The 13,527-nt window shown below is 70.2% G+C and carries 9 protein-coding genes and 1 riboswitch; of the genes, 6 read left to right on the forward strand and 3 right to left on the reverse strand.

The features are described from left to right. Positions 1-24: 24 nt before the first annotated feature. Positions 25-2,835 (forward strand): leucine--tRNA ligase, encoded by a 2,811-nt coding sequence (gene leuS, locus NAG42_RS12865; RefSeq protein WP_250030466.1) that lies wholly within the window; start codon positions 25-27, stop codon positions 2,833-2,835. 437 nt (positions 2,836-3,272) lie between these two features. Here leuS and NAG42_RS12870 read toward each other — a convergent pair whose 3' ends face one another. The 3 genes from NAG42_RS12870 to NAG42_RS12880 form a co-directional block, all read right to left on the reverse strand. Further along, complete coding sequence (locus NAG42_RS12870) at positions 3,273-3,935, reverse strand: TVP38/TMEM64 family protein (RefSeq protein ID WP_250030467.1); 663 nt, start codon at positions 3,933-3,935, stop codon at positions 3,273-3,275. Positions 3,936-4,090: 155 nt separating this feature from the next. After that, positions 4,091-4,801, reverse strand: coding sequence for a type 1 glutamine amidotransferase (locus NAG42_RS12875; RefSeq protein ID WP_250030468.1), 711 nt, complete (start codon positions 4,799-4,801; stop codon positions 4,091-4,093). Between the two features lie 29 nt (positions 4,802-4,830). Continuing rightward, positions 4,831-6,051, reverse strand: a complete 1,221-nt coding sequence (locus NAG42_RS12880) for a Mur ligase family protein (RefSeq protein ID WP_250030874.1) — start codon at positions 6,049-6,051, stop codon at positions 4,831-4,833. A 466-nt stretch (positions 6,052-6,517) separates the two neighbouring features. Continuing rightward, positions 6,518-6,694, forward strand: a riboswitch (cyclic di-AMP (ydaO/yuaA leader). A 180-nt stretch (positions 6,695-6,874) separates the two neighbouring features. On the opposite strand from NAG42_RS12880, the gene NAG42_RS12885 reads away from it, so the two are divergent. The 5 genes from NAG42_RS12885 to NAG42_RS12905 all read left to right on the forward strand — a co-directional run bounded on the left by NAG42_RS12885 (position 6,875) and on the right by NAG42_RS12905 (position 13,521). Next, a complete protein-coding gene (locus tag NAG42_RS12885; protein ID WP_250030469.1) occupies positions 6,875-7,516 on the forward strand; it encodes a C40 family peptidase in 642 nt (213 codons plus the stop codon). A gap of 659 nt (positions 7,517-8,175) precedes the next feature. Next, entirely contained in the window at positions 8,176-8,607 is a 432-nt protein-coding gene (gene mraZ, locus NAG42_RS12890) for a division/cell wall cluster transcriptional repressor MraZ (RefSeq protein WP_250030470.1), read from the forward strand. A 262-nt stretch (positions 8,608-8,869) separates the two neighbouring features. Further along, a complete protein-coding gene (rsmH, locus tag NAG42_RS12895; RefSeq protein WP_250030471.1) occupies positions 8,870-9,943 on the forward strand; it encodes a 16S rRNA (cytosine(1402)-N(4))-methyltransferase RsmH in 1,074 nt (357 codons plus the stop codon). A gap of 341 nt (positions 9,944-10,284) precedes the next feature. Continuing rightward, positions 10,285-11,082, forward strand: coding sequence for a cell division protein FtsL (gene ftsL, locus NAG42_RS12900; RefSeq protein ID WP_250030472.1), 798 nt, complete (start codon positions 10,285-10,287; stop codon positions 11,080-11,082). 6 nt (positions 11,083-11,088) lie between these two features. Next, positions 11,089-13,521: a penicillin-binding transpeptidase domain-containing protein gene (locus NAG42_RS12905; protein WP_250030473.1), complete on the forward strand. Its 2,433-nt coding sequence runs from the start codon at positions 11,089-11,091 to the stop codon at positions 13,519-13,521. The last annotated feature ends 6 nt before the right edge of the window (positions 13,522-13,527 follow it).

A 13,527-nucleotide genomic window follows, 5' to 3' on the forward strand; every position in this document is an offset into this window, starting at 1 on the left:
AGCCACCATGAGACGAGAAGACGGATGCCGACGATGAGCGAGTCAGAGACCCCGAAGTTCCGCTACACCGCCGCGCTGGCCAACGAGATCGAGCCGCGCTGGCAGGACTACTGGGCCGCGAACGGGACCTTCCAGGCGCCCAACCCGGCCGGTGAGCTGGCCGACCCCCAGCACCCGCGGGCCGGGGCGCCCAAGCTGCACGTCCAGGACATGTTCCCGTACCCGTCCGGTGCGGGCCTGCACGTGGGTCACCCGCTCGGCTACATCGGCACCGACAGTTACACCCGCTACAAGCGGATGGCCGGCTTCAACGTGCTGCACCCGATGGGCTTCGACGCCTTCGGGCTGCCCGCCGAGCAGTACGCGGTGCAGACCGGCACCCACCCGGCGGTCACCACCGCGGCCAATGTCGAGCGCTACAAGACGCAGCTGCGCCGCCTGGGCCTGGCCTACGACGACCGCCGCACGTTCGCGACCACCGACCCGGACTACTACCGGTGGACGCAGTGGATCTTCCTGCAGGTCTTCAACTCCTGGTACGACCCGGCCGTCCGCAAGGCCCGCCCGATCGCGACGCTGATCTCGGCGTACGAGGAAGGGTCGAAGCCCACGCCGGACGGCCGGCCCTGGGCCGCGCTGTCGCCGGTCGAGCGCCGCAAGCTGATCGACGACCACCGCCTGGCCTACGTCAGCGAGGCCCCGGTCAACTGGTGCCCCGGCCTGGGCACGGTGCTGGCCAACGAGGAGGTCACGCCGGACGGGCGCAGCGAGCGCGGCAACTACCCGGTCTTCCAGCGCAGCCTGAAGCAGTGGATGATGCGGATCACCGCCTTCGGCGACCGCCTGGTCGAGGATCTGGACACGCTGGACTGGCCCGAGCCGGTCAAGATGATGCAGCGCAACTGGATCGGCCGCTCGCGGGGCGCCCACGTCGACTTCGCGGTCGGCGACGACAAGATCACCGTCTTCACGACGCGGCCCGACACCCTGTTCGGTGCGACCTACATGGTGCTGGCGCCGGAGCACGAGCTGGTCTCGCGCATCGCGCCCGCCGAGTGGCCGTCCGGGACGAACGCGAAGTGGACGGGGGGACACGCCACACCGAATGCGGCTATTGCGGCATACCGCGCGGAGGCGGCGGCCAAAACCGACGAACAGCGCACCGAGGGCAAGGACAAAACGGGCGTCTTCACCGGCGCGTATGCGACCAACCCGGTCAACGGCGCCAGCATCCCGGTTTTCATCGCCGACTACGTGCTGGCCGGCTACGGCACCGGCGCGATCATGGCGGTGCCCGGCCAGGACACCCGCGACTGGGAGTTCGCCGAGGTCTTCGAGCTGCCGATCATCCGTACGGTCAGGGCCCCGGACGGATTCGAGGGCGCCTTCACCGGCGACGACGTGGCGATCAACAGCGACTGGCTGGACGGCAAGGGCGTCGTCGAGGCCAAGGCCGAGATGATCGCCTGGCTGGAGCAGCACGGCCACGGCCGGGGCGCGACCACCTTCCGCCTGCGGGACTGGCTGTTCAGCCGGCAGCGGTACTGGGGCGAGCCGTTCCCGATCGTCTACGACGAGACCGGGCTGCCGGTGTCGCTGCCCGACTCGATGCTGCCGGTCGTGCTGCCCGACGTCGACGACTTCTCGCCGCGCACGTTCGACCCGGACGACGCCGACAGCGAGCCCGAGACGCCGCTGTCCCGCAAGAAGGACTGGGTCAACGTCGAGCTGGACCTGGGCGACGGCCTGAAGACCTACACCCGCGAGACCAACACCATGCCCCAGTGGGCCGGCTCCTGCTGGTACGAGCTGCGCTACCTGGACCCGCACAACTCCGCCGCTCTGGTCGACAAAGACAACGAGGCCTACTGGATGGGCCCGCGGCGCGACGGCGACTGCGGCGGTGTCGACCTGTACGTGGGTGGCGTCGAGCACGCGGTGCTGCACCTGCTGTACGCGCGGTTCTGGCACAAGGTGCTGTACGACCTGGGCCACGTCTCGTCGTTCGAGCCGTTCCGCAAGTTGTTCAACCAGGGCTACATCCAGGCCTACGCCTACCGCGACACCCGCGGCGTCATCGTGCCGGCCGAGGAGGTGACCGAGCGTGAGGGCAAGTACGTCTTCGACGGCGTGGAGGTCATCCGCGAGTACGGCAAGATGGGCAAGTCGCTGAAGAACGTCGTCACCCCCGACGAGATGTGCGAGCAGTACGGGGCCGACACGTTCCGGGTGTACGAGATGGCGATGGGCCCGCTGGACGTCTCCCGCCCGTGGGAGACGCGCGCGGTCATCGGGTCGCAGCGCTTCCTGCAGCGCGTGTGGCGCCTGGTGGTCGACGAGGAGTCGGGCGCGGTGCGGGTCGGTGACGAGCCGCTGGAGCCGGCCGTCCGCAAGCACCTGCACCGCACCATCGCCGGAGTCACCGAAGACCTGGACGAGCTGCGCTTCAACACGGCCATCGCCAAGCTGATCGAACTGACCAACACGCTGACCCCGCTGCCCACCGTCTCCCGCGAGGCGATCGAGCCGCTGGTGCTGATGCTGTCGCCGTTCGCCCCGCACCTGGCCGAGGAGCTGTGGGCCAAGCTGGGTCACGAGGGCACGCTGGCCTACTCGCCGTTCCCGGTGGCCGACCCGGAGCAGTTGAAAGCCGAGTCGATCACCTACCCGGTGCAGGTCAACGGCAAGGTCAAGGCGCGCGTCGAAGTGTCCCCGACGGCTGCCGAGTCCGAGGTGCGCGAGGCGGCCCTGGCCGCGGTGGCGGAGGCCCTGGCCGGCCGCGACCCCAAGAAGGTCATCGTCGTGAGTGGGCGGCTGGTGAGCGTCGTCGTCTAGTTCGTCTTCAAAATGCAAACCCGTCGTGCTGTTGCGGCGGGTTTTTGCTTGGGCTTTTTTTTCGTACGGGCTAATGGCGCACAGTTCGGCCGGAGCACGGCCGAGCACCCCGCCGGCGCGCCCAAATTGTCTGGAGCGCAACTGAGGGCTCTGTCGCCGCGCCAATTCAGCCGGAGCTCAACCGACCGCCATGGCAGCGTGACGGTTCGGCCGGAGTGCGGCCGAGCGCCCTGCCGCTGCGCCAATTCGGTCGGAGTGCGGCCGAGTGGTCTGAGGAAGGGGCGTTTCACGCGGAATGGCGTCGAGCGGCCTGACGGGGGACAATTCGGGCAGAGCGCGGCTGGGCTGTCTGGCGGCGTGACTGGTTTGCTGGAGCGTTGTGTGCTGGGCAAGCAAAAACCCGCCGTGATCAACGCGGCGGGTCTGCTCGGGGCGGGTCAGGCGGCGGCTGCTGTCGCTGCTGCGGCTTTCTTGGCGGAGCGCTTCCACCAGATGACGATCGAGGTGGTCAGCGTGAAACCGATCAGGGCCGGTGCCAGCGAGAACGGGCTCATCTCGCCCGGTCGCACCACCGCGGCGCCGATGACGGCGTAGGACACGGCCGACGGGATCGAGGCCAGTGTGGTGCCGAGCAGGTAGCGCTTGCGGCAGACGCTGGTGGTGCCGTAGGCGTAGCCGACCAGGCCGAACGGGGCCAGCGGAAGGAACCGGACCAGCAGCACCGCCGAGAGGCCGCGGCGGTTGAGCCAGCCGTCGAGGCGCTCGAGCTTGCCACCCGTGCGGGCCGCGAGCGCGCCCCGGCCGACCCAGCGGCCGGCGTAGTAGGTGGCGGCGGCGGCGATCACCGCGGCGGCCAGCGCGGTCGCCGCGCCCGTGGCCGCGCCCAGCACCGCGCCACAGGCCAGCGTGATGGCCGTGCGGGGGACCAGGACCGACAGGAGCAGGCCACCGACGACGGCCATGACGACCGCGGCAGCCGGACCGAGCCGGGCGAACTGGTCGGCGATGTCCTGAAGCGGCAGGACCACGGCCGCGGTGCCCACACCGGCCAGAACCAGGCCGAGCACCCCGAACCGGACAAGCCGGCGTTTCCAGGTCATCGGCGACGGCTGTGTCTGCGAAGGCTGAACCTGAGGGTCCGTCGCGAGGTTTGCGCCCCGCGGGGCGATCAGGATGTCAGTCATGCAGTCTTACCGCCCTGTGCTAGTCGGTCAGGTGCTGGTCGGTCAGGTGCTGGTCGGTCAGGTGCTGGTCGTCAGGCGCCCGCTGCGGCGAGCCGCTCGGCTCGCAGTCTCTCGGGCCAGGTGTCGTCGACCGGGGCAAGACTATCCGCGCCGATCGCCCAACGCAGTAGCAGATCGGCTATAGCTGGGTTGCGAGCGAGCGCGGGGCCGTGGCTGTACGTCCCCAGGACCTTTCCATGCCATGCTCCCTCGGTCTGCCCGTCATTGCCGATGCCGGCCGTCACCCGGGCCAGCGGCGCGACGCCCGGGCCCAGGTGGGTGCGCCCGCCGTGATTCTCGAAACCGCTCAGCGGGGGCAGGCCCAGCCGCGGGTCGATGTCGCCGCGGATCTCACCGACCGCGCGGGTCTCGCCACGGTCGGAGGAGAGGTCCAGAAGGCCGAGCCCGGGGCATTTGGTGCCCTTGGCGAAGAACGAGTGACCGAACAACTGGTAACCCGCGCAGACCGCCAGGACAGCGGCGCCCTGGTTGACCGCGCGGTGCAGACCGCCGTCGTTGATCAGCCGCTGCGCGGCGAGCGCCTGCGGACCGTCCTCGCCGCCGCCGATCAGATAGATGTCGGCGGTCGAGGGCATCGGCTGGTCGGAGCGCACCGAATAGGTCTCGACCGGGATGCCCCGCATGGCCGCGCGCCGGCCCAGGATCAGCAGGTTGCCCCGGTCGCCGTAGGTGGAGAGCAGGTCCGGATAGATCCAGACGATGCGTAGCGTGCTGTCACTCATGGTTCCTCGGTTCTCCGTCGCGGGAACGATCAGTTGACACGGTCGAGCTCCGCTCGGATGTCCTGGAATGCCGTGTAGTTGGCGATCACCTCGAGGCGGCCCGGCGGCACCGACCGGATGGCCTCCTCGAAACTCAACACGTGCCGGAACGGGATTCCGTTCACTTCGAGGCGGACCGCGAGGTCGTACGCCCGATCGCCGGTGATCAGCACCGGCCGGTTGTGCAGCGGCGAGAAGTCGACGTCGTAGAGCCATGACGTGTCGAAACCGTCGGGGTCGCGGGCGTTGATGGAGAGCAGCGTGGGCGACTGCTCGGCCATGTCGAACGCCTCCAGCCAGCTCGCCGGGTTCTTGGCCAGGAGCAGACGGATGTTGCGGCCGTCCCGGTCGACCTGGGCGTAGCGGCCGGCGATCGAGGCGACCGTGGACAGCCGGGGGAGGGCCTCGATCGCGCGTACCCCGAACTCGGCCGCCACGGCCAGCGCGGTCGCCGCGTTGCCGATGTTGACCGTGCCGGGCAGCTGCAGCTTGACCAGGTGCCAGTCGCCGCGCGGGTCGATCACACCGTCGTCCTCGACCCGCCACTGCGCCTGCGGCCGGCGCAGCGGGCAGCCGGTGCACCACCAGTCGCCGTTGGCCCGCTCGATCGGGTCGCCGCTCTCGGGGCACACGAAGGAGTCGTCGTGCCAGCGCTGCCCGGCGCTGAACCAGGTGATGTGGGAGGCACCCCGGGCGGCCCAGACCACCATCGGGTCGTCGGCGTTGGCCACCACGGCCACGTCGGGGTGACCGGCCAGCGCGGTGCGCCACATCTGGGCCATCATCGCGACCTCTTTGGCCCGGTCGAGCTGGTCGCGCGAGAGGTTGAGCAGCGCCACCACCCGGGGCTGGGTCTCGTCGATCACCCGGGCCAGGTAGTGCTCGTCGACCTCGAGCACCGCGAACGGGGTGGCCCCCGCCTTGGCCAGCGCCGAGGTGTGGCCGGTGGGCATGTTGGCGCCGAAGGAGTTGGTGGCCACCGGGCCCAGCACGCCGAGCGCGGCGGCGGCCAGCCGGGTGGTCGTGGTCTTGCCGTTGGTGCCGGACACCAGCGCGATCGCCCGGCCGGAGGCCAGGTGGCTCAGCAGCTCCGGGTCGATCTTGAGACCGATCCAGCCGCCGATGACCGAGCCGTCGCCGCGTCCCGCTGCCCGGGAGAGGGCGGCCGCGGTCTTCGACACCGAGGTCGCGACCTTTGCTCTCAGGGGCATTTTCCCGTCCGTCACGGCGACGAGGGTACCGGAACCGGACGTTACGTCGAGTTGCCGAGAGTCCGATTTCAGCGTCCCGGGCCGACGGCTCCGGTGAGGCATCGAGATCAGCCGTTCGGCGGAACCCATTTCGGCCGGTGAGAAAGGTTTAAACAGCGGAAGAGTGAATATCGGAGTCCCCTCACCCGATTGGTGGTGAAGAATTTTGTGTTGTGTTTCACCCGTAACTCTCGACGCTACGTAGCTCACCTATTACGAGTCGTAATGGCATTTGTTTGCGCTCGATAACAAATCGGACAGCGACCCTCATGCCAAACACGCAGAGTCACGGGATCGCTCCCAGCAGGCGGCCGGGATTTCGGGTAGCAAGGTCTGGCCGGCAGCGCCCGCTGCCCGACTCGCGACGACCTGGTTCACGCCGAGCCCTGCCCCGGGCCGGTCGACGCGACCACCCGAGCACCACGTACGACCAAGACAGGCAAACGGGGGCAGGGACGGGGGACCCAATTGTGGTCCTCTCCGCGTCACCCGCTCCGGTGGCGACCACGGAGAAGACCTTGGGGTGAAGTCGCCACCCGGCGACCGGGCAAGCCTTCCCGCCCGAACCCGACAGCTAACCTCGCAGGCGTGCCGGAGGGATATCTCTACCGTGCACGAGCACAGTTCGAGCCGTGGACGCCGCACGCGCGGCGCCGGCACCATCGCACTGTCACTGGGTCTCTGCCTCTGCGCCGGCCAGCTGATCGGCAGCTCGCCCGCGAGTGCTGCCACCGCCACCCCCATCACGGCGGTGTCGGCTTCGGCGGCGGCAAAGGTCAGGCCCGTGGTCAAGACCACGTACTCGACTCGCAAGATCAAGTCGGGCGCGAAGGTCAAGGTGACCGCCAAGTACATCAACCCTGCCAACGGCAAGGTGGTCACGTCCGGCACGGTGCGCCTGCAGGCGTTCCGCAAGGGCAAGTGGGTCAACCAGACGTCGAAGAAGCTCGGCAGCAGTGGCTCGGTGGCGCTCTCCATGGCCCCGAAGACCAGTGGCTATCTCCGGGCCGTCTACGCCGGTTCCTCGAAGTTCTCCTCGTTGGCGGGCGGCAAGACGTACATCAGCGTCGTGCCCAACGGCAACAAGATCATCAACGAGGCGAAGAAGCACGTCGGGTCGCTCTACAAGTTCGGTGCGGCCGGCCCCTCGCGCTTCGACTGCTCCGGCTACACGATGTACGTCTACCGGAAGACCATCGGTAAGAAGCTGCCACACAAGGCCAACTCGCAGCAGAACTACGGCAAGTCGGTCGCCAAGGGCAACAAGCAGATCGGCGACCTGATCGTCTTCCGCAACGGCTCGTACGGGTACCACGCCGGGATCTACGCCGGCAGCGGCTACATGTACGACTCGCCGCACACGGGCGCGCGCGTCTCCAAGCGCAAGATGATCGGCAGCAACTACGTGGTCCGCCGCCTGGCCTAGCCAAGCACGGACCAGGACTCAGCGGGGCGCGACCGGTTCGGTCGCGCCCTTCTGTCTCCGCCCACCGACTCGCGAAGGGCTCGACCGACACCACCGGTCGAGCCCTTCGCCGTACCCACGGCGATCGCAACCTCTCCACACCGCCCCACGTCTTCTCGTGGCCTTGGCCGCGCCCGCCGTCTTGCGGCGCGTGCCCGGCGTCGTCTCGGGCCGGACGACGCGTTCCCGCGCGTGCCCGACGCCCTGCGCGGCCTCGTCCGGCGACTTGGCCGCCCATCTGCCGTCCTCCCCGGCCCACTCCCCGGCGCGCTCCACCATCCGCTCCGCGGCCCTCCACTTTCCTCCCCGGAGGGGGTTGACAGTGATCTCGGCCGGGAGTTTTGGGCGTGTTCGTGACGATTCTAGACTGCGGACTTGGAGGATGTCGGAAACCGGACGGGGTTGATCATGGTTTGCCGCTCCACCTTCCCCCCACCTCGCTGAGCTGGGAATTCGTGCGCGAGCAACCTTCGCGACCCCGCCCATTCCGCTTGCGAGTGGAGGGAAGTGGAGTAGAGTGGAGCGCAGTGGCAGGGCCGATGGAGAACCTCACCTGAGGGGCCTGCCGGCCCGAGTTGACAGGCGGACCGCGAACCGCCCGGGGGCAGGGGGTGGCGCCGATGTTTCTCGGCACGCACACCCCACGCCTCGATGACAAGGGTCGGCTGATCCTTCCGGCGAAGTTCCGTGATGAGCTGGCGGGAGGTGTCGTGATCACCAAGGGGCAGGAACGCTGCTTGTACGTGTTCCCGATGCCGGAGTTCCAGCGCATCGCCGGCCAGCTGCGGGAGGCGCCGGTCACCAACAAGGCGGCCCGGGCCTACGGCCGGGTCTTCTTCGCCAGCGCGCACGACGAGATCCCCGACAAGCAGGGGCGGGTCACCATCCCCGTCCATCTGCGGGGTTATGCGGGTCTCGACCGTGAGCTCGTGGTGATCGGGGCGAGCACCCGCGTGGAGATCTGGGACAAGCAGTCCTGGGAGGACTACCTCGCGGCGAGCGAGGACGAGTTCGCCGACATCGAAGAGGGGGTGCTGCCCGGCGGACTGTGAGGCGTGGCACTCGGCCGGTCCGCGATGGCCCGGACGTCACCCTCTCCGTACTGCGAGATCTCCAGCCGCTCCCGCACCTGGCGCCTCTTCCCCGGCGCCAGGCGCGTGTCCGGCCAAGGGCGCGCCCGGTGGCAACGGGCACGAGCGGATGGGGATCTGGCGGTACGGACGGGCGCCCGGGAAACCGCGTCCGGTGACGGACGCGGCGGTGTGACTGAACAGCCGGCAGGTCGGTGCCGGTGCGGGGCGCGCGTGACAGCGAGTGGGGGTCGACATGGGGGAGCTTCGCGGCACGCACGTGCCGGTGCTGCTCGAGCGCTGCCTCGAGCTGCTCACCCCGGCCCTCCAGTTGCCGGGCGCCGTGCACGTCGATTTCACGCTGGGTCTGGGCGGTCACGCCGAGGCTGTCCTCGAGCGGTTCCCCGAGGTCGTCCTGGTCGGACTCGACCGCGACACTGAGGCTCTGGCCCACTCGCGGCAGCGCCTGGCCAAGTTCGCCGGCCGCACGCACCTGGTGCACGCGGTCTACGACGAGCTGCCGCGGGTGCTCGACGAGCTGGATCTGTCCACATTCCACAGCGGGTTGTTCGACCTCGGCGTGTCCTCGTTGCAGCTCGACGAGGCGGACCGCGGTTTCGCGTACGCCCAGGACGCCCCGCTCGACATGCGGATGGACCAGACGTCGGGCATCACCGCCGAGCAGGTCGTGAACGAGTACGAGCCGGGCGCGCTGGTGCGCATCCTGCGGGTGTACGGCGAGGAGAAGTTCGCGCCCCGGGTCGTGTCGTCGATCGTGCGCGAGCGGCAGAAGGCGCGGATCACCTCGACGTCGCGGCTGGCCGACCTGGTCAAGGAGTCCATTCCGGCCGCCGCGCGACGAACGGGTGGAAATCCCGCCAAAAGAACGTTTCAAGCGTTACGTATTGAGGTAAATGGCGAACTCGCCGCACTCGAGGCTGCCCTGCCGGCAGCTTTGGACGCGTTGGCGCCGAAAGGGCGCCTTGTGGTGATGAGCTACCAATCGTTGGAGGACCGGATCGTCAAGCGCGCCCTCACCGCGAGGACGCGCAGCACCGGGCCGATCGACCTGCCGGTCGAGCTGCCCGGTACCGGTCCGACCCTGCGATTGCTGACCAGGGGGTCGGAACCGCCCAGCGAGCAGGAGGTCGCGGACAACCCGCGAGCGGCCTCGGTGAAGCTGCGCGCGGTCGAGAGCCTTGATCCGCACGACGCAACACCCGGGGCCGCCCGCGAACGGCCCCGACTGTCTACAACGCACGGGGGACAAGGGCGGTTACGCCCGGGGGAACGGGAAGAGGGGGAGGGAAAAGCATGAGCGAGCGCACCCAGGCGCCGCGGTCGGGGGGCCGGACCGCGGAGCCACAGCGTCCGGTTACCGGGCGCCGTGACACGACGGGCACGAGCCGCGACGCGGACGCTCCGGGAAGTGCCGGCCGGGGGGCGCGGCGCTTCGCCGGTGGCGAGGAGGACGGCGGGCCGCGCCGTTCCGACACGCGCCGGTCAGGGATGCGGAGCGGGGAGGACGGCCGTCGGACCGCCCGCGACGCCGGCCCGGACCGGAGCGAGGCGCGTGCGGCGCGTTCGCGCACCGAGGGCGTACGGGGCCGGGCGCGCGACCAGGAAAGCCCGCGCGCCGGCACCCGGGACACAGCAGGCGTGCGAGCCAAGGCACGCGACACCGAAGGCGTACGGGCGAAGGCGCGCGACACCGAGAGCGGGCGTGTCAAGGCGCGGGACACCGACGGCGTACGGGCGAAGACCCGGGACACCGGAGGCGTGCGGGCCAAGGCGCGGGACACCGACGGTGTGCGGGCCAAGGCGCGGGACACCGACGGTGTGCGGGTCACGGCGCGGGACGCTGGGGGTGTGCGGGCCAAGGCGCGGGATGCCAAGGCGGGTGTGCTCGCGGGGCGGGGCCGGATCGGGGGCGGCCGGAAGGTCGAGGCGCCGGTCGACGGGGCCACCGCACTGCAGATCGAGGTCACGGCCGAGCCGCTGCGGGTGACCGGTCCGGCGGCCGGTCCGCGGCTGCGGGTCGCTCCGCCGCCGCCGATCCACGGTGGACCGCGGGCGCCGTTCGTGGCCACGGTGATCGGCGTGGTGATCGTCGGGGTGCTGGGCATCCTGCTGATCAACACGAAGACCAACGAGAACTCGTTCCGCATCGACGACCTCAAGAAGCAGAACACCGCCCTGGAGAACCAGCGGCAGGATCTGGACAACCAGGTCGTCGAGGCCTCGAGCATCGGCAACCTGGACGCCGCGGCCCGCCGCCTCGGCCTGGTCAAGGCGAACAACGTCGCGCAGATCCGGCTCCCGGACGGAAAGATCATCAACTTCGGGGTGCCGGCCACGGGTAAGCGTTCACCGACCGCGCAGGAGGCGATCGGCGACACTCCGCTCATCGACAAGGGGGCGGAGAACGTGACGCCCGCCGACGGCGCTGGGCGGTAAAGCCTGATGCCGCCTCGATCCGACGACACTCCACCGCGCCGGGGCGCTCAGCCCCGGCGCGGCACGTCTCGTGACCTCCCGGCCGAGGACGACACGACGGCGGACAAGCAGAGCCGCGGCCGCGGGTTCGGCGGCATCGGCGACGCGCGGGCCTACACTCCGCGCGGGCGCACCGTGGCCGAGCGCGACCAGCGCACCCGTTCGCCGCGGGCCGGCCGCACCGCCGACCCGTTCCGCCCCGCGCTGCAGGTGCTCGACGGCGGTCAGCCGCCGCGCGGCCGCCGGACCGTCGATCGTGACACCCCGGCCGAGCCGGCCAGGAAGGCCGAGCCGGCCAGGAAGACTGAGCCGGCTGGGAGGACTGAGCCGGCCCGGAGGGCTGACCCGGCCCGGAGGGCTGAGCCGGCCAGAAGGACGGAGAAGCCGGAGAGGACCGAGAAGAGGCAGCCCCCGCGCAGCCGCCGGCCCGAGCCCGACTTCGACGACGAGGACGACTTCGAGACGGCCCGGCCCGCCCGCCGTGGCGGGCGCATCGTCGCCGACCGGGGGCGCGTCCGGACGACCGCGACCAAGTCGGCCCGGCCGGGCCGGGTCACGGCCTCCCCGCGTACGGCCGGGAAAGCCGGACCACGACGGACCGTGACCGGACCCCGGGTCGACCGGGCCGTGCGCGCGGTCGCGGCCGAGCCGCCGAGGCTGGCCAACAGCACCCGGCGCCTGCGGATCGGGGCCGTCCTCGCGCTGTCGCTGTTCGCCATGATCGGCGTCCGGCTGGTGATCCTGCAGGTGGCCTCGTCGCAGGCCGACGCCGACCGGCTGATGGAACTGCGCGAGAGCCGGCTGGCCGAGGTGCGGTTGCCGGCCCCGCGCGGCAGCATCCTCGACCGGGACGGCACCGTGCTGGCCCACAGTGTGGAGGCCCGCTTCGTCGGTGCGGACCCCGAGCTGGTCAAGGATCCGGTGCACACCGCGTCGATCCTGTCACCGGTCATCGGTGTGCCGCAGTCCAAGCTGGTCCCGCTGATGACGCCGCACAAGCGGCCCGGTGGCGGCGAGTCGCGGTTCGAGTTCCTCGCCCAGGGTGTGGACATCTCGACCGGTGACCGGATCCTGGCGATGGAGCTGCCCGGCATCGTGGTCAAGGAGGACGAGCGGCGCGACGTGCCGAACGCCGACCTCGCGGCCAACCTGATCGGCTTCACCGGTGCCGACAACTCCGGCCTGGAAGGACTCGAGGCCCGCTACGACTCGCTGCTGCGGGGCGCCGACGGCGAGCGGGTCTTCGAGATCGGCAAGGGCGACCTCAACAAGCCGATCCCCAGCGGGTACGAGAAGCTCACCGAGCCCCAGCCGGGCACCTCGCTGCGGCTCACCGTGGACAGCGAGCTGCAGTATGAGGTGCAGCGCATCCTGGCCGAGCAGATGAAGGAAGTGAAGGCCACGATCGCCGGCGCCGTCGTGCTCGACGTGAAGACCGGCGAGGTGCTGGCCCAGGCGAGCTACCCGGCCTACAACGCGGCCAAGCCGGGCGACTTCTCGCCGACCGAGCGCGAGGACGTGCCGAGCAGCATCGTGGCCGACCCCGGCTCGATCCACAAGGCCTTCATCTTCGGCGCGGCGCTGCAGGAGGGGCTGATCAAGCCCGACTCGACGCTGACCATCGGACCGGCCCTGGAGCGCGGCGGTTACCGCTTCCAGGACGGGCACATGCAGCCCAAGGGCACCAAGATGACGATGCCCGGGCTGTTGGCGTACTCGTCCAACGTGGGCACCATCCTGATCGCCGACATGCTCGGCAAGCAGCGGGTCTACGACTACCAGCAGAAGTTCGGGCTGGGCAAGGCCACCAATGAAGGCATGCCCGGCGAGGCGGACGGCAAGCTGCTCACGCCGGACGAGTGGAGCGGATCGGCGTCGGGCTCGGTGCCGATCGGCATGAGTGTGGACGCCACGCTGGTGCAGATGGCGGCCGGCTACGCGGCGATCGCCAACGACGGCGAGTACATCCAGCCCCACCTGATCAAGTCGATGATCTCGGGCCGGGGCGGCAAGGTCACCGAGGCGGCCGAGCCGGAGCGGCACCGCGTGCTCGATCCCGGTCCGGCGGCGCAGCTGCGCACCTGGATGGAGGCGGTGGTCGACAACAAGGGGGCCACCGGCCGGCAGGCGGCGGTTCCCGGCTATCGGGTGGCCGGCAAGACCGGCACCGGCAAGCGGCTCATCGACGGGCAGTACACGAGCGCCAACTACGGCTCGTTCATCGGCATGGCCCCGGCCGAGAACCCGCGGTACGTGATCGCGGTGTCGGCCGACGTGCCCAAGGGCACCGGTGGCGACGTGGCGGCCCCGGCGTTCGCCGAGATGATGTCGTACGCGCTGCTGCACTACCGGGTGCCGCCGTCCAGCACGCCGGCGCCCAAGTTCAAGATCCACCCGTGAGGTACG

Source organism: Paractinoplanes maris (genome assembly GCF_023544465.1).
Taxonomy (GTDB): Bacteria; Actinomycetota; Actinomycetes; order Mycobacteriales; family Micromonosporaceae; genus Actinoplanes; species Actinoplanes maris.

Bases quoted from the DNA above. Each gene is read 5' to 3' on its own strand.
- leuS (WP_250030466.1), top strand. From the start codon at position 25: ATGCCGACGATGAGCGAGTCAGAGACCCCGAAGTTCCGCTACACCGCC.
- NAG42_RS12870 (WP_250030467.1), bottom strand. From the start codon at position 3,935: ATGACCTGGAAACGCCGGCTTGTCCGGTTCGGGGTGCTCGGCCTGGTT.
- NAG42_RS12875 (WP_250030468.1), bottom strand. From the start codon at position 4,801: ATGAGTGACAGCACGCTACGCATCGTCTGGATCTATCCGGACCTGCTC.
- NAG42_RS12880 (WP_250030874.1), bottom strand. From the start codon at position 6,051: ATGCCCCTGAGAGCAAAGGTCGCGACCTCGGTGTCGAAGACCGCGGCC.
- mraZ (WP_250030470.1), top strand. From the start codon at position 8,176: ATGTTTCTCGGCACGCACACCCCACGCCTCGATGACAAGGGTCGGCTG.
- NAG42_RS12905 (WP_250030473.1), top strand. From the start codon at position 11,089: ATGCCGCCTCGATCCGACGACACTCCACCGCGCCGGGGCGCTCAGCCC.